This is a genomic window from Streptomyces sp. NBC_00984 (assembly GCF_045162475.1).
GTDB lineage: Bacteria > Actinomycetota > Actinomycetes > Streptomycetales > Streptomycetaceae > Streptomyces.
The window spans coordinates 2,185,740-2,210,552 of the sequence record NZ_CP108734.1 but is presented as its reverse complement, the minus strand read 5'-3'; the positions used below and the strand labels follow the sequence as shown (position 1 = coordinate 2,210,552).

The following is a 24,813-nucleotide window of genomic DNA, read 5'->3' as shown; positions in this document are numbered from 1 at the left end:
CATTTCATTGAGGGTGAGTGGTTGTGTCTGACCTTCGGGGCGCCCTTCTGCCGTTGACCGCCGCCCAGTCGGGCGTCTGGTACGCGCAGCAGTTGAATCCGCAGAACACGATCTTCAACGTCGGGGAATTCCTGGAAATCGGTGGCCCGGTCGACGCGGCCCTGTTCGAGGCCGCGCTCCGACGCGTCGTCACCGAGGCCGAGACGCTGCGTCAGCGGTTCGTCGACGCCGACGGCGGCCCCGCCGCCCGGATCGTGCCTGCCGGCAGTCTCGACTGGTCCCTGCACGTCGTCGACGTCAGCGGCGAGCCCGACCCGTGGGCCGCCGCCCGCGCCTGGATGGCCGAGGACTTCGCCACGCCCCTGGACACCGAGCACGACCAGCTCTTCCTCTTCGCCCTCTTCAAACTCGCCGAGGACCGCCACCTCTGGCTGCACCGCTACCACCATCTGCTGCTCGACGGCTTCACCGTCAACATGGTCGTCCACCGGACCGCGGCCGTGTACTCGGCGCTGGTGGCCGGCGAGCAGATACCGGCGAGCCCGTTCGCCCCGCTGGCGCAGCTGCTGGACGAGAAGGCCGCCTACCGGGACTCCGAACGGTTCGGCACCGACCGGGCCTACTGGATCGACCGGCTCAAGGAATGCCCCGAGCCGGTCAGCCTCTCCCGCGAACAGCCCTCGCTGGCCTCCTCCCTGGTCCGCCGCACCGCCCAGCTGAACCCGCAGGACACCGACCGGCTGCGAGCCCTGGCGAGCGATGTCTCCGTCACCTGGCCGCCCGCCCTCGTCGCGGCCGTCGCCGCCTGGCTCCAACGGCTCACCGGCGAGCCCGAGATCGTGCTCGGACTGCCCGTCTCCACCCGCCTCGGCAAGAACGCCCGCAGCGTCCCCGGCATGGTCTCCAACGTGCTGCCGCTGCGCGTCGCCATCAAGCCGGGAACCACGGTCGAGGAGCTCCTGCACCAGGTCTCCGCGGAGATGCGCGCCGCGATGAAGCACCAGCGCTACCAGTTCGAGGACCTGCGCAGGGACCTCGGCATGCTCGCCGACGACCGGCGGCTGGTCGGCCCGCACGTGAACATCATGATCTTCGACTACGACCTCTCCTTCGGCGGACATCCCGCCAAGCCGCACAGCCTCTCCATCGGACCCGCCGACGACATCTCGTTCCACGTGTACGACCGGGGCACCGGCACCGGACTGCAGATCGACTTCGACGCCAACCCCGACCTGTACACCGGCGACGAACTCCAGGACTACCAGGGCGCGTTCCTCGACTTCCTGTACCGACTCGGCACCACCGCCCCCGACCGGCGCGTGGACTCCATCGAGCTGGACGTCGCCGGCCTCGCGCCGCGGCACAGGTCCGCGGGGCAGGAGGAGACGCCTGCCGCCGAGGCCGTCGGGGCCCGCGCCCCGCGCACCCCCGAGGAGGAGGCGCTCTGCCGGCTCTTCACCGAGGTGCTCGGCGCGGACGTGCTCTCCGTCAACGACAACTTCTTCCTGCTGGGCGGCAGTTCACTTCAGGTGACCCGGCTCGTCGGCCGCATCCGGAAGGAGCTCAAGGCCGAGCTGACACTGCGCACCGTCTTCGAGAACGCCACGGTCGCCACGCTCGCCGAGGCACTCGGCTTCGCCGCCGGGGCCCGCCAGGCCCTCGCCGCCCGGACCAGGCCGGAGCCGCTGCCGCTGTCCGCGGCGCAGAACCGGCTGTGGTTCCTCAACCAGATGGAGAGCGGCGAGGCCGCGTACAACGACGGACTCACCGTCGAACTCACCGGCCGGCCGGACATCGACGCGCTGCGCGCCGCCCTGGCCGACGTGGTCGCACGCCACGAAAGCCTGCGCACCGTCTTCCCGGTCCGGGACGGCGGACCGTACCAGCACATCCTCGCGCCCGCCGACGCCCTGCCCGAGCTCGTCGTCGCCGACGTCACCGACGAAGCCCTCGATGGGGAGCTGGCCGCCGCGGCCGTGCGCGGATTCGACCTGGCCGCGGAGATCCCGGTACGCGCCCACCTGTTCACCCTCGCCCCCGAGCGGCACGTCCTGCTGGTCGTGGTGCACCACATCGCGGGCGACGGCTGGTCGGTGGCACCGTTCACCCGTGACCTGAGCCATGCGTACACGGCCCGGCTCGGTGGCGACGCACCGCGGTTCGACCCGCTGCCGGTGCAGTACGCCGACTACACCCTCTGGCAGCAGGATCTGCTGGGCGACGAGAACGATCCGCAGAGCGTGCTCGCCCAGCAGATCGCCCACTGGAAGGACGCGCTCGCCGGACTGCCCGAGGAACTGGCCCTCCCCGGCGACCGCCCCCGCCCGGCCGTCGCGAGCCACCGGGGAGGCCATCTCGACCTCCGGCTCACCCCGCAGGTCCACGAGCGGCTGATCGCCCTCTCCAAGGAGAGCGGGGCCAGCGTCTTCATGGTCGCGCAGGCCGCGCTCGCCGCGCTGCTGGGCCGCCTCGGCGCGGGCGAGGACATCCCCGTCGGCACGGTCATCGCCGGCCGTACGGACGAGGCCCTGAACGATCTCGTCGGCTTCTTCGTCAACACCCTCGTCCTGCGTACGGATCTGTCCGGAGACCCGAGCTTCCGTGAGCTGGTGGAGCGGGTCCGGGACACCGACCTCGCGGCGTACGCGAACCAGGACGTGCCCTTCGAGCGCCTGGTGGAGATCCTCAACCCGGTCCGCTCACTGGCCAGGCACCCCCTCGCCCAGGTCACCCTCGCCCTGGAGGACAACGCCGCACCGGTGCTCGACCTCCCGGGGCTGACCGCGACGGCGGCACGGAACCTGGAGACCGACACCGCCAAGTTCGACCTCTCCTTCCGGCTGGGGGAGCGCTTCACCGAGGACGGCAGGCCCGCCGGGGTCGAGGGCCGGATCGAGTTCGCCCTCGACCTGTTCGACCCGGAGACCGTACGCACCATCGGTGACCGGTTCCTGCGGCTGTTCGAGGCCGTCACCGCCGACCCCGACATCCGGATCGGCGCCGTCGACGTCCTCGCCGAGGACGAGCGCGACCGGGTCCTGGTGGCCTGGAACGACACCGCGCTCGACGTCCCGGACGCCACCGCCCCGGAGCTCTTCGCCGAGCAGGTCCGCAACGCGCCCGACGCCACCGCCCTCGTCTTCGAGGACACCGCGCTGACCTACCGCGAGCTCGACACCCGGGCGGCGCGTCTCGCCCGGCTGCTGCACGACCGCGGTGTGGGCCGCGGCGACTCCGTGGCCGTGGCCCTCGGCCGCTCCGTCGACACGATCGTCTCCCTCCTCGCGACGATGAAGGCCGGCGCGGCCTATGTGCCGGTCGACCCCGCCTACCCGGCCGAGCGGATCGCGTACATCCTCGGCGACGCCCACCCCGCCCTCGTCCTCACCAGCACCGCACTCCAGTCCGCACTGCCCGACGACGGGCCGGAACGAGTGCTGCTCGACGAGGTGCGGCTCCCCGCGGACGGGCTCCCGCCGACCGGTCTCGTGCCGCTCGACGCCGCGTACATCATCTACACCTCGGGCTCCACCGGCCGCCCCAAGGGCGTCGTCGTCAGCCACAACGGTGTCGCCAGCATGGCCGCCGCGCACCGCGGCGCGTTCGGAGGCGGCGCCGGCCACCGCGTGCTGCAGTTCTCCTCGCCCAGCTTCGACGCCTCGATCTGGGAGATCCTCGCCACGCTGCTCTGCGGCTCCGCCCTGGTCCTCGCGCCGGCCGAACGGCTGGCCGCCGGCGACCCCCTCGCCGGACTCCTCGCCGAGCAGCGGGTCACCCACGCCACTCTGCCGCCCGTCGTGCTCGCCGCCATGGGCGACGCCCGGCTCCCCGAAGGCATGAGCCTGGTCACCGCCGGTGAGGCCTGCTCCACCGAACTCGTCGCCCGCTGGTCCGCCGACCGCCGCATGGTCAACGCCTACGGCCCCACCGAGTCGACGGTCTGCGCCACCATGAGCGCACCCCTCCAGCAGGGCACCGGTGCGCCGCCGATCGGCCGCCCCATCACCAACACCCGTGTGTACGTACTGGACGCCTCCCTGCACCCGGTGCCCGCCGGTGTCGCCGGTGAGCTCTACCTCACGGGCGCGGGACTGGCCCGCGGCTATCTCGGCCGCCCCGGACTGACGGCCGAACGCTTCACGGCGGACCCCCACGGCGCCCCCGGGGCCCGGATGTACCGCACCGGTGACCTCGTCCGGTGGACCGCCGACGGAGAGCTCCAGTACCTCGGGCGCGTGGACGACCAGGTCAAGATCCGCGGCTTCCGTATCGAGCTCGGCGAGATCGAAGCCGTCCTCATCGGGCACGAGAGCGTCGCCCAGGGCGCCGTCGTGGTCCGCGAGGACCAGCCGGGCGAGAAGCGCCTCGTCGCCTACGCCGTCCCGGCCTCGGACACCGCCGACCCCGTGGAACTGCGCGCGCACATCGCCGCCGCGCTGCCCGACTACATGGTTCCGGCGGCCGTGCTCCTGCTCGACGCGCTGCCGGTGACGACGAACGGCAAGCTGGACCGCAGGGCCCTCCCGGCCCCGGACTTCGGCGGCACCGGCGAGGGCCGGGCCCCGCGCACCCGCCAGGAGAGCGTGCTGTGCGGTCTGTTCGCGGAGGTGCTCGACCTGGCGTCGGTCTCCATCGACGACGGCTTCTTCGACCTCGGCGGCCACTCGCTCCTCGCCACCCGGCTGATCAGCCGCATCCGTTCCGTCCTCGGCGTCGAACTCACCGTGCGCGCCCTCTTCGAGACCCCCACCGTCGTCGCCCTCGCCGCCGCCCTCGACGGCGCGGCCGGTGCGCGCGAGTCCGTCCGCCCGCGTACCCGTCCCGTCGAGATCCCCCTCTCGCACGCACAGCGCCGCCTCTGGTTCCTCGGCCACTTCGAGGGCCCCAGCGGCACCTACAACCTGGGCCTCTCCCTGCGGCTGCGCGGCAGCCTCGACACGGCCGCGCTGGAGGCCGCGCTCGCCGATGTGACGGTACGTCATGAAGCCCTGCGCACCCTGTTCCCCGACGTCGACGGCCGCCCCCGGCAGCTCGTCCTCGACGCCGCCGACCCGGCCGCCCGGCCCCGGCTGCACCGGCTCGACGCCACACCTGTCACACTCGACGACACCCTGGCGAGGACCGCGGCCGAGGGCTTCGACGTGGTCCGCGAGATCCCGGTCCGGGCACACCTGATCACCGTCGCGCCCGACGACCACGTCCTGCTCCTCGTGGTGCACCACATCGCGGGTGACGGCTGGTCCCTCGCCCCCCTCGCGCGTGACCTCGGCGAGGCCTATGCGGCCCGACTCGGCGGCAGCGCGCCCCGGTTCACTCCGCTGCCGGTGCAGTACGCCGACTACACGCTGTGGCAGCGCGATGTCCTCGGTGACGAGGGCGATCCGGTCAGTGAGTTGTCCCGGCAGGTCGACTACTGGCGGGGTGCGCTGGCGGGGCTGCCGGAGGAGCTGGCGCTGCCGACGGACCGTCCGCGTCCGGCGGAGATGAGCTACCGCGGCGACACCATCGGCTTCCGTATCCCGGCCGAACTCCACGCCCGCCTGGCCGAGCTCGCCCGCACGTCCGGCACGAGCCTCTTCATGGTCGTCCAGGCCGCCCTGGCCACCCTGCTGCACCGCCTCGGCGCCGGCACGGACATCGCGCTCGGCTCGCCCATCGCGGGGCGGACGGACGAGGCGCTGGACGATCTGGTCGGCTTCTTCATCAACACACTGGTGCTGCGCACCGACGTGTCGGGCGACCCGACCTTCGGTGAACTGCTGGAGCGGGTCCGGGAGACCGACCTGGCCGCCTACGCGAACCAGGACGTGCCCTTCGAGCGGCTGGTCGAGGTCCTCAACCCGGCGCGCTCCATGGCCCGCCACCCGCTCTTCCAGGTGTCACTGCAACTCCAGAACATTCCGTCGGCCGATCTCGAACTGCCCGGCATCGAGGTGAGCCGGCAGCCGGTCCGCCTGGACACGGCCAAGTTCGACCTCTCCTTCACTCTCGCCGAGACCCCGGACGGTCTGGACGGCAGTGTGGAGTTCGCGGTCGATCTGTTTGATCGGGTGTCGGTGGTGGGGGTTGTTGAGCGGTTGGTGCGGGTGTTGGAGGTGGTGTCGGTTGATCCGGGGGTGCGGGTCGGTGGGGTGGATGTGTTGTCGGGTGCGGAGCGGGGTCTGGTGTTGGGGGAGTGGATTGCTTCGGAGCGGGTGTTGGAGCCGGTGACGTTGCATGGGTTGTTCGAGGCGCAGGTGGTGCGGTGTCCGGATGCTCCGGCTGTGGTGGGTGAGGGGTTGGTGTTGTCGTATGGGGAGGTGGAGGAGCGTGCGAATCGGTTGGCGCGTTGGTTGATGGGGCGGGGGGTTGGTCCTGAGGGTGTGGTGGCGTTGGTGTTGCCGCGGTCGGTGGAGATTGTGGTGGCGCAGTTGGCGGTGTTGAAGGCGGGGGCGGCGTATTTGCCGGTGGATCCGGATTATCCGGCTGAGCGGATCGCGTTCATGTTGGAGGATGCGTCTCCGGTGTTGGTGTTGCGTGAACTGCCGGATGTTGGTGTGGAGTTGGATGGGTCTGGGCCGGGTGTGGTGGTGTCGTCGTCGGGTGCGGCGTATGTGATTTATACGTCGGGGTCGACGGGGCGTCCCAAGGGTGTGGTGGTGTCGCATGGGGGTGTGGCGAGTTTCGCGGTGGCGGAGGTGGAGCGGTTCGCGGTTGATGCGGGGAGTCGGGTGTTGCAGTTTGCTTCGCCGAGTTTTGATGCGTCGGTGCTGGAGCTGGTGATGGCGTTTGCGTCGGGGGGTGCGTTGGTGGTGCCGCCTCCGGGTCCGTTGGCGGGTGAGGTGCTGGGGCGGGTGCTTGAGGAGCAGCGGGTGTCGCATGCGTTGATTCCGCCGGCTGCGTTGGCGAGTGTTCCGGCGGGTGAGTTCCCGGATTTCCGGTCGTTGGTGGTGGGTGGTGATGCGACGTCGGCGGAGTTGGTGGACCGGTGGGCGCCGGGGCGTCGGATGGTCAATGCGTATGGTCCGACGGAGTCGACGGTGGCGGCGACGATGTCGGTGCCGTTGGTGGCGGGTTCGGGTGTGCCGTCGATCGGGACCCCGGTTCCCAATACTCGTACCTATGTTCTGGATGAGGGGCTGCGTCCGGTGGTGCCGGGGGTGGCGGGTGAGCTCTATATCGCGGGTGCGGGTCTGGCGCGTGGGTATCTGGGGCGGGCGGGGCTGACGGCGGAGCGGTTCGTCGCCGACCCGTACGGTGTGGCCGGCAGCCGGATGTATCGCACGGGTGATGTGGTGCGGTGGACCCGGGCGGGTGAGCTGGAGTATCTGGGGCGTACGGACGACCAGGTGAAGGTGCGTGGGTTCCGGATCGAGCTGGGTGAGATCGAGACCGTGCTGTCCCGGTACGAGGGTGCGGGGCAGGTCGCGGTGGTCGTGCGGGAGGACCAGCCCGGTATCAAGCGCCTGGTGGCGTATGTGGTGCCGGTGTCCGGGAGTGTCCCGGCGGTGGATGTGCTGCGTGCGCATGTCGCGGCGGCGTTGCCGGACTACATGGTCCCGTCCGCATTCGTCCTCCTGGACGCGCTCCCGCTGACCGTCAACGGCAAACTCGACCGCAAAGCCCTCCCCGCACCCGAGTACGCCGGTGCCGGCAACGGACGCCGGCCCCGTACCACCCGGGAAGAGATCCTCTGCGGCATCTACGCAGAGCTGCTCGGCCTCGACTCCGTCTCCGCCGATGACAGCTTCTTCGAGCTGGGTGGCGACAGCATTGTGTCGATCCAGTTGGTGAGTCGGGCGCGTAGGGCGGGGTTGGTGTTCTCGGCGCGTGAGGTGTTCCAGCACCGGACGCCGGAGGCGTTGGCGGTGGTCGCTGATTCCGTTGCGGCGGTGCGGGTCGAGGATCCGGGGGCGGGTCTGGGGTCTGTGGTGGAGACGCCGATCGTCGGGTGGCTGCGTGAGCTGGGCGGTCCGGTGGACGGGTTCAATCAGGCGATGCTGGTGCAGACGCCTGCCGGGGTCACGTACGAGGGGTTGGAGTCGGCGCTCCAGGTCCTGCTGGATCATCACGATGTTCTGCGTTCGCGTCTGGTCCGTGCTGATGGTGCCTGGGGTCTGGAGGTTGCGGGGCCGGGTTCGGTGCGGGCCGGGGATGTGTTGTGCCGTGGTGGGGGTGATGTTGCTGCCGGGGCGCGTGCTGCGCAGGGGCGTCTTGCGCCCGGTGCGGGTGTGATGGTGCAGGCGGTGTGGTTCGAGGATGCGGGCCGGTTGCTGCTGATGGTTCATCACCTGGTGGTGGACGGTGTGTCGTGGCGGGTGCTGCTTCCGGATCTTGCGCAGGCGTATGCGGGTGCGGAGCTGGAGCCCGCGGGGACGTCGTTCCGTCGTTGGGCCGGGGAGCTGAAGGCTCTGGCCGCGGAGCGGGCTGTCGAACTGCCGCTCTGGGAAGGTGTGCTGGCCGGGGACGATCCGCTGATCGGTGCCCGTCCGCTCGACGTCGACGTGGACACCGCTGCCACCGTGCAGCACATCTCCCTCACGCTCCCCACCGACATCACCGGACCCCTGCTCACACAGGTCCCGGCCGTCTACCGGGCGGGTGTCAATGACGTACTGCTCACGGCGTTCGCCATGGCGGTAGCCGAGTGGCGCGGTTCCGGTTCCAGCGGTGTCCTTGTCGACCTGGAGGGCCATGGTCGTGAGGACGTCGTCGAAGGGGTGGACACGTCCCGGACCGTCGGCTGGTTCACGAGCATGTTCCCGGTCCGGCTGGACGCGGGGGCGGCGGGCGATCCGGGCCGTGCCCTGAAGGCGGTCAAGGAGCAGCTCCACGCCCTGCCCGACAACGGCATCGGCTACGGACTCCTGCGGTATCTCAACCCCGAGACCACCGGCGTTCTCGCCCAACTCCCCTCCGCACAGCTCGGGTTCAACTACCTCGGCCGCTTCGACGCCAACGACGGCGAAGCGGAACAGGGCGCCGACTGGGCGCTGCGCTCCGACGCCGACCTCGGCGACGGACGCGACGCCGCCATGCGGCTCACCCACGCGCTCGATCTCAATGCCGTCACCCAGGACCATGCGGAGGGTCCGCGGCTGGTTGCCGACTGGTCGTGGCCGGGTGCGCTGTTCGCCGAGGACGAGGTGCGGGCGCTCGCCGAGGGCTGGTTCCGTGCGCTGCGGTCGCTCGCCGCCCACGCGGCCGGCCCCGGCGCGGGCGGGCTGACGCCGTCCGACCTGCGGCCGATGGTCTCGGTGACCCAGGAGCAGATCGACCACCTGGAGAGCGAACACGGCCGGCTCACCGACGTACTGCCGCTCTCCCCGCTCCAGCAGGGCCTCCTCTTCCACGCCGTCTACGACGAGCAGGGCGACGACGTCTACACCGTCCAGCTCGCACTCGACATCGAGGGCCCGCTCCGGGCGGAGGCCCTGCGGGCCGCCGCCCGCACCCTGCTCTCCCGTCATGCCGGACTGCGGGCGGCATTCCGGTACGAAGGGCTCGACGCCCCCGTCCAGGTCATCCCCGCCGACTTCGAACTCCCGTGGTCCGAGCTGGACTTCAGTGACCTGACGCAGGAGGAGCGCGAGTCGGAGCTGCGTCGCTGGATGACCCGGGACCGGTCCTCGCGCTTCGATTCGGCCCGGCCCCCGCTGATGCGTTTCGCGCTGCTCAGGACCGGCGCCGACCGGCACCGCCTGGTCATCACCAACCACCACATCCTGCTCGACGGTTGGTCCATGCCCATCCTGGTCAAGGAGCTGCTGGCGCTCTACGGCAGCTCGGGGGACGGCTCGGCCCTGCCGCGCGTCACTCCCAACCGGGACCATCTGGCCTGGGTGGCCGCGCAGGACCGTACCGTCGCCGAGCAGGCCTGGCGGCACGTCCTCGACGGGCTCGACGAGCCGACACTGGTGGCGCCCGCGGGCCGGGACGGCAGCCCCGCCGCCCCCGACCGCGTCGTCGTGGACCTCCCGGCCGCCCTCACCGAGCGGCTCACCGCTCTCACCCGCACCGGCGGGGTGACCCTCAACACCCTCCTCCAGGCGGTGTGGGCGATGGTGGTGGGCCAGCTCACCGGCCGTCAGGACGTGGTCTTCGGCGGCACGGTCTCGGGCCGGCCCCCGCAGGTACCCGGGATCGAGTCCATGGTCGGGCTCTTCATCAACACCCTTCCGGTACGGGTTCGGCTGGACCCGTCCGAGACCCTGTCCGGTCTCCTGAACCGGCTCCAGGACCAGCAGGCCGGTCTCATGGACCACCAGTACCTGGGCCTGATCGACATCCAGCAGGCGACCGGCCTCGGAGAGCTCTTCGACACCCTGGTGGTGTTCGAGAACTACCCGCTCGACGCGGACGTACTGGAGATCGGCGGTGGCCTCTCCGTCACCGGCATCGAGGGCCACGACGCCACCCACTACCCGCTCATCCTCACCGCCGTACCCGGTGAACGCCTCCAGCTGCGGCTGGACTTCCGTACCGACCTTTTCGACGCCGCCGCCGCGGACGCCCTGATGGGCCGGCTCGTACGGCTCCTGGAAGGTGCTCCCGCGCAGTACGACGCCCCCGTCGGCAGGATGTCCCTGCTCGACGCGGACGAGCGGCACCAACTGCTGGTGGCCTGGAACGACACCGAGCGGGACGAGCCCGAGGACGGGTCGGTGCCCGCGCTCTTCGCCGACCTCGCGGCCTGGTCGCCGTCCACCGACGCCGTCGTCTCCGACACCGGCACCGTCTCCTACGGTGAACTCGACGCACGGGCCAACCGGTTGGCGCACCGCCTCATCGCGGCGGGCGTACGGCCCGAGGACCGGGTGGCGCTGCTCATGGAACGCTCACCCGACCTGGTGGCGGCCGTGCTGGCCGTCCTCAAGGCGGGCGGGGTGTACGTACCGCTCGACCCGCGCTTCCCCGAGTCCCGGGTGCGGCACATCCTCGCCGAGACGGGTGCGAAGGTGCTGCTCGCCGACCCGGCGTCCACCCGCTCCGCCCCGGCGGCGGAACTGACGGTGATCGAGGCCGGTCCGGCCCTGACCGCGCCCGACAGCCCCACCCACGACCCGGCCGTCGTGGTGCATCCGGAGCAGCTGGCGTACGTGATGTTCACCTCCGGCTCCACCGGAGTGCCCAAGGGGGTCGGAGTCACCCACCGCGACATCGCCGCGCTGGCCGCCGACCGCAGGTTCGAGTTCGGTCATGACCGGGTCCTGCTGCACTCGCCGACCGCCTTCGACGCCTCCACCTACGAACTGTGGGTGCCGCTGCTCGGCGGCGGCCAGGTCGTCGTCGCCGCGCCCGGCGACCTCGACGCGGTACGGCTGCGGGAGACCGTCGCACGACACGGTGTCACCGCGCTCTGGCTGACCGCCGGACTGTTCCGGCTGATCGCCGACGAGGGCCCCGGCTGCCTCAGCCGCCTCAGCCAGGTGTGGACCGGTGGCGACGTGGTACCCGCCGCCGCGGTGAGCCGGGTGCTCGACTCCTGCCCGGGACTCGTCGTGGTCGATGGTTACGGGCCCACCGAGACCACGACCTTCGCCACCACGTACGCGATCAGGTCCGCGGCCGAGGCGCCGCACAGCATTCCCATCGGCCGACCGCTCGATGCCATGCGCGTGTACGTCCTCGACGCCGCTCTCCGTCCGGTGCCGGCCGGTGTCGCGGGTGAGCTGTACCTCGCGGGGGCGGGTCTCGCGCGTGGTTATCTGGACCGTCCGGGGCTGACCGCGGAGCGTTTCGTGGCCGATCCGTTCGGTCCCGCGGGGGAGCGGATGTATCGCACCGGTGACCTGGTGCGGTGGAGTGCGGACGGGCAGATCGAGTATCTGGGCCGTACGGACGACCAGGTGAAGGTGCGTGGCTTCCGGATCGAGCTCGGTGAGATCGAGGCCGCGCTCGCCCGCCACCCCGGCGTCTCCCAGACGACCGTCGTGGTCCGCGAGGACCGGCCCGGTGACCAGCGGATCGTCGCGTACGTCGTACCGTCGGACGGCACCGTCGACCCGGCGGAACTGCGGGCCCACGTCGGCGGCGGGCTGCCCGAGTACATGGTCCCGTCCGCCTTCGTGACCCTGGACGCCCTCCCCCTGACCGCCAACGCGAAGGTCGACCGCAGGGCGCTGCCCGCCCCCGACCAGGGGTCCTCACCGGCCGGACGGGCGCCGCGCAACGCTCAGGAGGAGATCCTCGGGGCGCTCTTCGCCGAAGTGCTCGGTCTGCCGGGGGTCTCCGTCGACGACAGCTTCTTCGACCTCGGCGGGCATTCGCTGCTCGCCACCCGACTGGTCAGCCGTATCCGTTCGGTCTTCGGCGCCGAACTCGCCGTCCGTACCCTGTTCGAGGCACCGACGGTCGCCCTGCTCGCGGGGCGGATCGCCGACGCGGGCCGGGCCCGCCAGGCACTGACCGCACGGGAACGGCCCGAGGAGATCCCGCTCTCCCCGGCCCAGCGCAGGCTCTGGTTCCTGAACCGCTTCGAGGGCCCCGGCGCCACCTACAACCTGCCACTGGCGCTCCGCCTCACCGGCAGCCTCGACCCGGACGCCCTGCGCCATGCCCTGGGCGATGTGGTCGTACGGCACGAGGCGCTGCGCACGGTCTTCCCCGAGATCGACGGACGGCCCCGCCAGCTCGTGCTTCCCGCCGGGGTGTCCCGCCCCGACCTGCCCGTCACCCCCGTCACGTCGGCCGGACTCGACGCGGCGCTCGACGAGGCGTCCTCGGAGGGCTTCGACCTCTCCGCCGAACCGCCGCTGCGCGCCCGCCTGTTCCGTATCACCGACGCCGAGACCCCCGGCACCGACCATGTGCTGCTGGTCGTGCTGCACCACATCGCGGGCGACGGCTGGTCACTGGCTCCGTTCGCCCGTGACCTGGGGCTCGCCTACGACGCGCGGCACGGCGGCACCGCACCCACCTGGAAGCCGCTGCCGGTCCAGTACGCCGACTACACCCTGTGGCAGCGCGAGGTGCTCGGCGACGAGAGCGACCCGGCGAGCCCGCTGGCCCGGCAGATCGACCACTGGCGGACCGCGCTCGCGGGTCTGCCCGAGGAACTCGTGCTGCCCGCGGACCGGTCCCGTCCCGCCGAGGTGACCTACCGGGGCGGGAGTGTCCCGCTGCGGCTGCCGGCCGAGGTGCACGAGCGGATCGTCGCCGTGGCCCGCGAGAGCCATGTGAGCGTCTTCATGGTCGTGCAGGCGGCGCTGGCCTCGCTGCTCGGCCGGCTCGGCGCCGGCGACGACATCCCCATCGGCAGCGTCATCGCGGGCCGTACGGACGAGGCCGTCGACGACCTCGTCGGCTTCTTCGTCAACACGCTGGTGCTGCGTACGGACCTGTCCGGCGACCCGAGCTTCCGTGAGCTGGTGGAGCGGGTCCGGGAGACCGACCTGGCCGCCTACGCGAACCAGGACGTGCCCTTCGAGCGCCTGGTGGAGATCCTCAACCCGGTCCGCTCACTGGCCCGGCACCCGCTGTTCCAGGTCATGCTGGCGTTCCAGAACAACGCGGAAGCCACTCTCGACCTCGACGGGCTGCGGGCGACCGCGCTTCCCGTCCGGATCGCGGCCGCCAAGTTCGACCTGCTGTTCTCCCTGGAGGAGACCTTCGCCGCGGACGGCGGCCCCGCCGGACTCGACGGTGTCGTCGAGTACTCCGCCGACCTGTTCGACCGCGCCACCGCCGAGGCGATCGGTGACCGCCTGGTGCGGATGCTGGCCGCCGTGACCGCTGACCCCGGCACCCGTATCGGCTCGGTCGACGTCCTCACCGACGACGAGCGCCACCAGGTGCTCACCGAGTGGAACGACACCCGCCGGGAGATACCGCCGGCCACCGTGCCCGAGCTGTTCCAGGCCCAGGTGGCCCGGACGCCCGGCAACGCGGCGGTGGGACACGAGGGCACCGAACTGACCTACGCCGAACTCAACGCACGCGCCAACCGGCTCGCCCGGCTGCTGATCGAGCGGGGCGCGGGCCCCGAGCAGTTCGTCGCCCTGGCACTGCCGCGCTCCGAGCAGATGATGGTCGCCCTGCTGGCCGTCCTGAAGTCCGGTGCCGCGTATCTGCCGGTCGACCCCGGCTACCCGGCCGACCGCATCGCGTTCATGCTGGCCGACGCCCGGCCCTCACTGGTGCTCACCACCGGTGAGGCCGCCGCGGTACTGCCCGACGGCATCGACCCGCTCCTGCTCGACGCGCCCGAACTGCGGTACAGGATCGGCGAGTTCCCCGACACCGACCCGTCCGACGCGGACCGCGTGCGGCCGCTGGACCCGCGCCACCCCGCGTACGTCATCTACACCTCGGGTTCCACCGGCCGCCCCAAGGGTGTGGTCGTCGCCCACCGGAACGTCGCCGACTTCGCCGCCTGGGCGGTCGCCGACATCGGCCCCGAGCGGCTCTCCGACGTGGTCGCCGCGACCTCGCTCAACTTCGACGTCTCCGTCTTCGAGATGTTCGGCCCGCTGCTCAGCGGCGGACGCATCGAAGTCGTCCGTGACGTCCTCGCCCTCCTGGAGGCCGACGCGCGGACGTACAGCCTGATCAGCGCGGTTCCCTCCGCGCTCGCCCACACCCTCGGGCAGGGCGCGGCCGCCCGCCTCGGCGCCGGTCTCGTGGTGCTCGCGGGAGAGGGCCTCTCCGCCCACACGGCCAACACCATCCGCGCCGCCGTCCCCGGCTGCACGCTCGCCAACATCTACGGGCCCACCGAGGCCACCGTGTACGCCACCGCCTGGTACACGGACACGGACACCGATCGCACCCCGCCGATCGGCCGGCCACTGCACAACACCCGCTCCTACGTGCTGGACGCCGCACTGTGCCCGGTGCCGCCGGGCGTACCGGGAGAGCTCTACCTCGCCGGCACGGGTCTCGCGCGTGGTTATCTGGACCGTCCGGGGCTGACCGCGGAGCGTTTCGTGGCCGATCCGTTCGGTCCCGCGGGGGAGCGGATGTATCGCACCGGTGACCTGGTGCGGTGGAGTGCGGACGGGCAGATCGAGTATCTGGGCCGTACGGACGACCAGGTGAAGGTGCGTGGCTTCCGGATCGAGCTCGGTGAGATCGAGGCCGTGCTCGCCCGCCACGAGTCCGTGACCCGGACGGCCGTCGTGGTCCGTGAGGACCGGACGGGCGACCAGCGGATCGTCGCCTACACCGTCCCCGCCGAGGGCGCGGCCACCGACCCCGCCGAGCTGCGCGCCCATGTGGCCGCCGCGCTGCCCGAGTACATGGTCCCCGCCGCGTTCATGGCACTCGACGCGCTGCCGCTCAACCCGAACGGCAAGCTCGACCGGCGTGCCCTTCCCGCACCCGACTTCGGCTCCGCGGCCGGGGCGGGCCGGGCGCCGCGCACCGAGCGGGAAGCGGCGCTCTGCGAGGTCTTCGCCCAAGTGCTCGGCGTGGAGCGGGTCTCCATCGACGACAGTTTCTTCGACCTCGGCGGGCATTCGCTGCTCGCCACCCGCGTGGTCAGCCGTGTCCGCACGCTGTTCGGCGCCGAACTGTCCGTCCGGGCCCTGTTCGAGACCCCGACCGTGGCGGCCCTCACCGAGCGGCTCGGCAACACGGCCGACGCCCGCCAGGCCCTGGTGGCCCGGGTCCGTCCGGAAACCGTCCCGCTCTCGCCGGCCCAGCGGCGCCTGTGGTTCCTCAACCGCTTCGAGGAGCGCAACGGCACCTACAACCTGCCGCTCGCCGTCCGCCTCACCGGAGACCTCGACCGGGACGCCCTTCGGGACGCACTGGCCGATGTGGTCGCGCGCCACGAGAGCCTGCGCACGGTCTTCCCCGACACCGACGGCAGGCCGCGCCAGCTGGTCCTGCCGGCCGAGCAGGCACGGCCCGAGCTGTCCGTGCTCGACCTCGACGCCACGGCACCGGCGGAAGCGGCGGCGCAGGACTTCGACCTGGCCACCCGGATCCCCGTGCGGGCCACGCTCTTCGAGGCCTCACCGACCGAGCACCTGCTGCTGATCGTGGTCCACCACATCGCCGGCGACGGCTGGTCCATGGCCCCGCTCGCCCGTGATCTCGGCGAGGCGTACCGGGCCAGGTGCGCGGGCGAGGCCCCCGACTGGGAGCCGCTGCCGGTCCAGTACGCCGACTACACCCTGTGGCAGCGCGAGGTCCTCGGCGACGAGAGCGACCCGGGCAGCGGCCTCGCCCGGCAGATCGACTTCTGGCAGCACACCCTCGGCGCGCTGCCGGAGGAACTCGCGCTCCCCGTGGACCGCCCCCGCCCCGCCGAGATGAGCTTCCGTGGCGACACGGTGCCGCTGGAGATCCCGGCCTCGGCGCACGCACCACTGGCCGACCTGGCCCGTACGAGCCACGCGAGCGTCTTCATGGTGGTGCAGGCGGCGCTGGCCGCGCTGTTGCACCGGCTGGGTGCGGGCGCCGACATCCCGATCGGTTCGCCCGTCGCGGGCCGCACGGACGAGGCGCTGGACGATCTGGTCGGCTTCTTCGTGAACACCCTGGTGCTGCGCACCGATGTATCGGGCGACCCGAGCTTCCGTGAGCTGGTGGAGCGGGTCCGGGAGACCGACCTGGCCGCCTACGCCAACCAGGACGTGCCCTTCGAGCAGCTCGTCGAGGTGCTCAACCCCGAGCGCTCGCTGGCCCGCCACCCCCTCTTCCAGGTGATGCTCTCCTTCCAGAACAACGCGGAGGCCACCCTCCAGCTGGACGGGCTGCGGATCGAGCCCGAGCAGGTCACCGTGGACGGAGCCAAGTTCGACCTCTCCTTCCAGCTCGCCGAGGCCTTCGGGACCGATGGCACCCCGGCCGGGATCGGCGGCCGCATCGAGTACGCGAGCGACCTCTTCGACCGCGAGACGGCACAGGAGCTGTCCGCCCGCCTGGTGCGGCTGGTCGGTGAGCTGGTGACCGACCCCGACCGGAAGCTGTCCTCGGTGGACGTCCTGACGGCCGAGGAACGCCACCGGATCCTGGCCGAATGGAACGACACGGCCCGTGACGTCCCCGCCGTCACCCTGCCGGAGCTCTTCGAGCGGCAGGCCGCGCGCACTCCGGACGCCACCGCCCTGGTCACCCGGGACGGCCGCCTCACCTTCGCCGAACTCGACGCCCGCGCCAACCGGCTGGCCCGGCTCCTCGCCCGGCACGGCGTCGGCCCCGAGCAGTACGTCGCCGTGGCCCTGCCGCGCACGACCGACCTCGTGGTCGCCGTGCTCGCCGTCACCAAGGCGGGCGCCGCCTACGTACCCGTCGACCCGGCACACCCCTCGGACCGGATCGCCCTGCTGCTCCAGGACGTCGGCACCACCGCCGTTCTCACCGCGGCCGGCACCCGGGACACGATCCCCGCGGACCGCGGCGGTCTCCGCATCGACCTGGACGACCCGGCGGTCGTCGCAGCCCTGCGCGACCTGCCGGACACCGCCCCCGGCGACGCCGGACGGACCGTACCGCTGCGACCGGACCACCCGGCGTACGTGATCCACACCTCGGGTTCCACCGGCCGCCCCAAGGGTGTGGTCGTCGCCCACCGCAGCCTCGGCAATCTGTACCACCACCACTTCGAGGAGCTGTACGCCGCCGAGGCGGAGAGCGCCGGCCGGCCGCTGCGCGCCGCCCTCACCGCCGCCGTCTCCTTCGACGCCTCGCTCGACCCGCTCCTGTGGATGGTCGCCGGGCACGAACTCCACCTGATCGACGACGACGTCCGACGCGACCCGGCGGCGCTCATCGCCTACGTACGTGACGCGGGCATCGACTTCATGGAGCTCACGCCCTCGTACGCGGAACAGCTCCTGGAGGAAGGACTCGTGCGCGACCCGCAGGCCCGCCCGCGGATCATCGCGCTGGGCGGTGAGGCCGTGAGCCCGGCCCTGTGGCAGGAGCTGGCCCGGACACCGGGCGTCACCGGCTACAACCTGTACGGACCCACCGAGGCCACCGTCGACACCCTCACCGCACGGACCACCGACACCGCACGGCCGCTCGTCGGCCGGCCCGTCACCAACAGCCGTGTCCAGGTGCTGGACGAAGCGCTGCGCCCGGTGGTGCCGGGGGTGGCGGGTGAGCTCTATATCGCGGGTGCGGGTCTGGCGCGTGGGTATCTGGGGCGGGCGGGGCTGACGGCGGAGCGGTTCGTCGCCGACCCGTACGGCCCGGCCGGCAGCCGGATGTATCGCACGGGTGATGTGGTGCGGTGGAGCCGGGCGGGTGAGCTGGAGTATCTGGGGCGTACGGACGACCAGGTGAAGGTGCGTGGGTTCCGGATCGAGCTGGGTGAGATCGAGACCGTGCTGTCCCGGTACGAAGGCGCCGCGCAGGTCGCGGTGGTCGTGCGGGAGGACCAGCCCGGTATCAAGCGCCTGGTCGCGTACGTGGTGCCGCGCGCCGGAGAGCTGGACGGAGCGGCGGTGCGGGCCCATGTGGCCGGGGCGCTGCCCGAATACATGGTGCCGGCCGCGTTCGTGACCCTGGACGCGCTGCCGCTGACGGCCAACGGCAAGCTCGACCGGCGCGCCCTGCCGGCCCCGACGCTCACCGGCGGCTCCACCTACCGTGCACCGCGCAACCCGCGCGAGGAAGCGCTGTGCCGCCTGTACACCGAACTGCTCGGTGTGGAGCGGGTGTCGGTCGATGACAGCTTCTTCGAGCTGGGTGGCGACAGCATTGTGTCGATCCAGTTGGTGAGTCGGGCGCGTAGGGCGGGGTTGGTGTTCTCGGCGCGTGAGGTGTTCCAGCACCGGACGCCGGAGGCGTTGGCGGTGGTCGCTGATTCCGTTGCGGCGGTGCGGGTCGAGGATCCGGGGGCGGGTCTGGGGTCTGTGGTGGAGACGCCGATCGTCGGGTGGCTGCGTGAGCTGGGCGGTCCGGTGGACGGGTTCAATCAGGCGATGCTGGTGCAGACGCCTGCCGGGGTCACGTACGAGGGGTTGGAGTCGGCGCTTCAGGTTCTGCTGGATCATCACGATGTTCTGCGTTCGCGTCTGGTCCGTGCTGATGGTGCCTGGGGTCTGGAGGTTGCGGGGCCGGGTTCGGTGCGGGCCGGGGATGTGCTGTGCCGTGGTGGGGGTGATGTTGCTGCCGGGGCGCGTGCTGCGCAGGGGCGTCTTGCGCCCGGTGCGGGTGTGATGGTGCAGGCGGTGTGGTTCGAGGATGCGGGCCGGTTGCTGCTGATGGTTCATCACCTGGTGGTGGACGGTGTGTCGTGGCGGGTGCTGCTTCCGGATCTTGCGCAGGCGTATGCGGGTGCGGAGCTGGAGCCTGCGGGGACGTCGTTCCGTCGTTGGGCCGGGGAGCTGAAGGCTCTGGCCGCGGAGCGGGCTGTCGAACTGCCGCTCTGGGAAGGCGTGCTGGCCGGGGACGATCCGCTGATCGGTGCCCGTGCGCTCGACGCCGATGTGGACACCGCTGCCACTGTGCAGCACATCTCCCTCACGCTCCCCACCGACATCACCGGACCCCTGTTGACCGACGTCGCGGCGAAATTCCACGCGGGAGTGAACGATGTGCTCCTGACCGGATTCGCCATGGCGGTCGCCGAATGGCGGGACTCCGGTTCCAGCGGTGTCCTTGTCGACCTGGAGGGCCATGGTCGTGAGGACGTCGTCGAAGGGGTGGACACGTCCCGGACCGTCGGCTGGTTCACGAGCATGTTCCCGGTCCGGCTGGACGCGGGGGCGGCGGGCGATCCGGGCCGTGCCCTGAAGGCGGTCAAGGAGCAGCTCCACGCCCTGCCCGACAACGGCATCGGCTACGGACTCCTGCGGTATCTGAACCCCGAGACCACCGGCGTTCTCGCCCAACTACCGTCCGCACAGCTCGGGTTCAACTACCTCGGCCGCTTCGGCGCCAACGACGGCGAAGCGGAACAGGGCGCCGACTGGGCGCTGCGCTCCGACGCCGACCTCGGCGACGGACGGGACCCACAGGGCCGCATCGGACACGCGCTGGAGGTCAATGCCGCCACCCTCGATCACGCGGAGGGTCCGCGGCTGGTCGCCGACTGGTCGTGGCCGGGTGCGCTGTTCGCCGAGGACGAGGTGCGGGCGCTCGCCGAGGGCTGGTTCCGTGCGCTGCGGTCGCTCGCCGCCCACGCGGCCGGCCCCGGCGCGGGCGGGCTGACGCCCTCCGACCTGCGGCCGATGGTCTCGGTGACCCAGGAGCAGATCGACCACCTGGAGAGCGAACACGGCCGGCTCACCGACGTACTGCCACTCTCCCCGCTCCAGCAGGGCCTCCTCTTCCACGCCGTCTACGACGAGAACGACTCGGACGTCTACACCGTCCAGCTCTCCTTCGACATCGAAGGCACCGTGGACCGGGTGGCGCTCCGGACGGCCGTGCGGACACTTCTGACCCGGCACGCCAATCTCCGCTCCGGCTTCCGGCACGAAGGGCTCGACGCCCCCGTCCAGGTCATCCCCGCCGGCTTCGAACTCCCGTGGGAGGACATCGATCTGACGGCTCTCCCCGAGGACGGACGCGCCGCGGAGGCGGACCGTCTGGTGGCCGACGACCGAGTGCGGCGCTTCGACCTCGCCGCGCCCCCGCTGATGCGGTTCACCCTCATCACGACCGCCGACGACCGCCACCGGTTCGTCGTCAGCCACCACCACCTGCTGCTCGACGGCTGGTCCATGCCGGTCTTCCTGGGCGAGCTGTTCTCGCTGTACGCACGGAAGGGCGACGGCACCTCTCTGCCGCGCGTCACTCCGTACCGCGACTACCTCGGCTGGGTGGCCGGGCAGGACCGTACGGCCGCCGAGAGCGCCTGGCGGCAGGTCCTCGACGGCCTCGACGAGCCGACCCTGCTCGCCGCCCCCGACCCGTCGCGTGCCCCGGTGCTCCCGGTGCGTACGCGGCTGGAGCTCCCGGAGGCGGAGACCGCGGCGCTGGCACGCTGGGCGCGCTCGCGCGGCGTGACGGTCAACACGGTGGTCCAGGCGGTGTGGGCGATGGTGGTGGGCCAGCTCACCGGCCGCCAGGACGTGGTCTTCGGCGGCACGGTCTCGGGCCGGCCCCCACAGGTACCCGGGATCGAGTCCATGGTCGGGCTCTTCATCAACACCCTTCCCGTACGCGTCAGGCTGGACCCGTCCGAGAGCCTCGCCGGTCTCCTGAACCGGCTCCAGGACCAGCAGGCCGGTCTCATGGACCACCAGTACCTGCCGCTCGCCGACATCCAGCGGACCGTCGGGCAGGGCGAGCTCTTCGACTCCCTCGTCATCTTCGAGAACTACCCGCTCGACGCCGCCGATCTGCGGAAGTCCGCGGGCGGCCTCGGGATCGTCGGCGGCGACAACCACGAAAGCACCCACTACCCGCTCAGCCTCACCGTCAGCCTGGGCCGCTCGCTCGGCCTGGACCTCGCCCACCGGCCGGACCTGCTCGACCAGGAGCATGTCGAGGCGTTCGCCGCCTGCCTGCTGCGGCTGCTGGGCCAGGCACCCGAGCACGCGGAACTGCCCGTGGGCCGGCTGCGGCTGCTGGCGCCGCAGCACGAGAAGCTGGTCCTCGGCGACTGGGCGGGCACCGTCGACGCCGAGCCCGGCATCCCCCCGCTGACCGAACTGTTCGCGCGCCGGGTCACCGAGACCCCCCACGCCCCGGCGGTGATCTCCGGGACCGAGCGGCTCGACTACGCCGATCTCGACGCCCGTGCCAACCGGCTGGCGCACCTCCTCGCCGCCCGCGGGGCGGGCCCGGAGCGGTACGTCGCCGTGGCGCTGCCCCGGTCGGCGGACCTGCTGGTCGCACTGCTCGCCGTACTCAAGTCCGGTGCCGCCTACGTGCCGCTGGACCCGGAGCACCCCGCCGAGCGGCTCGGCTACGTACTGGAGGACGCACGCCCCTCGCTGCTGCTCACCACGGCGGCGACCGCCGCCGCGCTGCCCGCCTCGGACACGCCGCCGCTGCTGCTCGACACCGCGGAGACGGCCCGCGAGCTGGCGGGACACTCCGCCGAGGCTCCGGACACCGTACGGGTGGACGGCCGCAATCCGGCGTACGCGATCTACACCTCCGGATCGACCGGGCGTCCCAAGGGCGTCGTGATCTCCCGGGCCGCCCTGGACAACTTCCTCGCCGACATGGCGGTGCGGGTGCCGATGGACGGCACGGACCGGCTCGTCGCCGTCACCACCGTCTCCTTCGACATCGCGGCCCTCGAGCTCTATCTGCCGCTGCTCGCCGGTGCCGGTGTGGTCGTCGCGAGCAAGGACGACGTACTGGACCCGGCCGCACTCGCGGCGCTGATCCACGGCAGCGGCGGCACGGTCGTGCAGGCCACGCCGTCCATGTGGCAGACACTGCTCGCCCACGCCCCGGCCGCCCTCGACGGGCTGCGGATGCTCGTCGGCGGTGAGGCCGTGCCGGGCGCGCTCGCCGAGGCGATGGCCGCCGCGGGCCGGAGAGCGGTCAATGTGTACGGGCCCACGGAGACGACCATCTGGTCCACCACCGCCGAGCTGGACGGCACCGCCGGCGCACCGCCCATCGGCCGGCCGATCCTCAACACCCGGGTCCTCGTGCTCGACGGCGCGCTCCGCCCGGTCGCCCCCGGTGTCCCCGGCGAGCTGTACATCGCGGGCGCCGGACTGGCCCGCGGCTATCTGGGCCGTCCGGGGCTGAGCGCCGAGAGGTTCGTCGCCGACCCGTTCGGTCCGCCCGGGGGGCGGATGTACCGCACCGGCGACATGGTCCGCTGGGCCGAGGGCGGAGAGCTGGAGTACCTGGGCCGTACCGACTTCCAGGTGAAGGTCCGCGGTTTCCGTATCGAACTCGGCGAGATCGAGTCGGTTCTGGCGCGGCACGAGCAGGTGGCCCGGGTCGCCGTGGTCGTCCGCGAGGACCGGCCGGGCACCAAGCTGCTGGTGGCCTACACGGTCCCGGCGGGCGCGGCCCCCGACGCGGCGGAACTGCGCGCGTACGCCGCCGGTGAACTGCCCGACTACATGGTTCCGGCCGCGTTCGTCACCCTGGACGCGCTGCCGCTGAACACCAACGGGAAGCTGGACCGCAAGGCACTGCCCGCGCCGGACTTCGGTGCCCGGCCGGCCGGCCGGGCACCGTCCGGCCCGCGCGAGGAACTGCTCTGCCGGCTCTTCGCGGAGGTCCTCGGCCTGCCCGAGGTCGGCGTCGAGGACAGCTTCTTCACCCTCGGCGGCGACAGCATCACCTCCATCCAGCTGGTCGGCCGGGCCCGTCAGGCGGGCCTGGTGCTGACCCCCCGCGAGGTGTTCCGGCACAAGACCCCCGAGGCGCTGGCGGCCGCCCTGCCCGAGAGCCCGGCCGAGCAGATTCTGGCCGCCGACCCGGAGGGCGCGGACCCGGCCCTCGGAGCGGTGCCCGCCACCCCGATCATCCGGTGGCTGCGGGAACTGGGCGGCCGGATCGAAGGGTTCAACCAGTCCGTGGTCTCGCCCGCCCCCGGCGACCTCACCGGTGAACAGCTCACCGCGATCGTCCAGGCCGTACTGGACCACCACGACGCCCTGCGTGCCCGGCTGGTCAGGACGGACTCCGACTGGACGCTGCACATCCCGCCGAAGGGAGCCGTGCGGGCCCAGGACGTGATCCACCGGGTGGACGTCACCGGGCTCGACGACGCCGGGCTGACGGCGTCGCTCGACACCGAAGGCCGCGCCGCGCAGGACCGGCTGGACCCCGATGCCGGGCTGATGGTGCAGGTGGTCTGGTTCGACGCCGGTCCCGACGCCCTCGGCAGGCTGCTGCTGATCGTGCACCACCTCGTGGTCGACGGAGTGTCCTGGCGGATTCTGAGCCCCGACCTGATGGCCGCGTACGAAGCGGTCGCGGCAGGCCGGGAGCCCGAACTCGAACCGGTGTGGACCTCCTTCCGGCAGTGGTCCCGAAGCCTGGTGGCAGCCGCCGCCGCACCCGAACGCGTCGCCGAACTGCCCATCTGGACGAAGATGCTGACGGGGCCCGAGGAGAAGCCGCTGGGCGCTCGGGCGCTGGATCCGGACCGGGACGTGGCCGGGGACGTGCGGCAGCTCACGGTGACCCTGCCCACCGAGGTGACGAGGCCGCTGCTGACCAGCGTGCCCACCGTGTTCCGGGCCGGGGTCAACGACGTACTGCTGACCGCGTTCGCACTGGCGGTGACCGAGTGGAACCGCGACCGCGGCCGGCCGGACAACGGCGGGGTCCTGCTGGACCTGGAGGGCCACGGCAGGGAGGAACTGCTCGCGGGCATCGTCCCCGACGCGGACATCTCCCGCACGGTCGGCTGGTTCACCAGCCTCTTCCCGGTCCGGCTCGACCCCGGCACCCGGGAGGACGACCGGGCGGAGATCCACGCCGGCGGGCCCGCCGTCTCACGCGCCCTGGCCGAGGTGACGAAGCAGCTCGCCGAACTGCCCGACAACGGAGCCGGATACGGACTGCTGCGCCATCTCAACCCCGGTACGGCACCCGCCCTGGCCGCCTTCCCCGAACCGCAGATCGGCTTCAACTACCTCGGCCGGTTCGCCGCCGGGGAGAGCGAGGACAGCGGCGACGGAGGACTCGGCGGAAGCGACGCCGCCATGCCCGCCGCGCACGCCCTGGAACTGAACTCGCTCACCCAGGACCGGCCCGACGGCCCCCGTCTGGTGGCCTCCTGGAGCTGGCCGCGCGAGCTGTTCACCGAGGACGAGGTGGCCGCGCTCGCCGAGGGCTGGTTCCGGGCCCTGCGCTCCGTGGTGATCCGTGCGGACCACCCCGACGCCTGCGCCGCGACACCGGCGGCACCCCAGAACACCGTGGCGCCACTGGCGCCGCTCCTCGATCTCGACCAGGACGAGATCGACGCATTCGAAGAAGACTTCGGGCTCTGAGTGG

Annotated in this window: 1 protein-coding gene; it reads left to right on the top strand. The window is 71.9% G+C overall.

Features of this window, described 5'->3' with window-relative positions:
- The first annotated feature begins 23 nt into the window (after positions 1–23).
- Positions 24–24,809 carry a non-ribosomal peptide synthase/polyketide synthase gene (locus tag OG520_RS09395; protein ID WP_406012876.1) on the top strand — a complete coding sequence of 8,262 codons (24,786 nt, stop codon included), beginning with the start codon at positions 24–26 and terminating at the stop codon, positions 24,807–24,809.
- Positions 24,810–24,813: the final 4 nt, after the last annotated feature.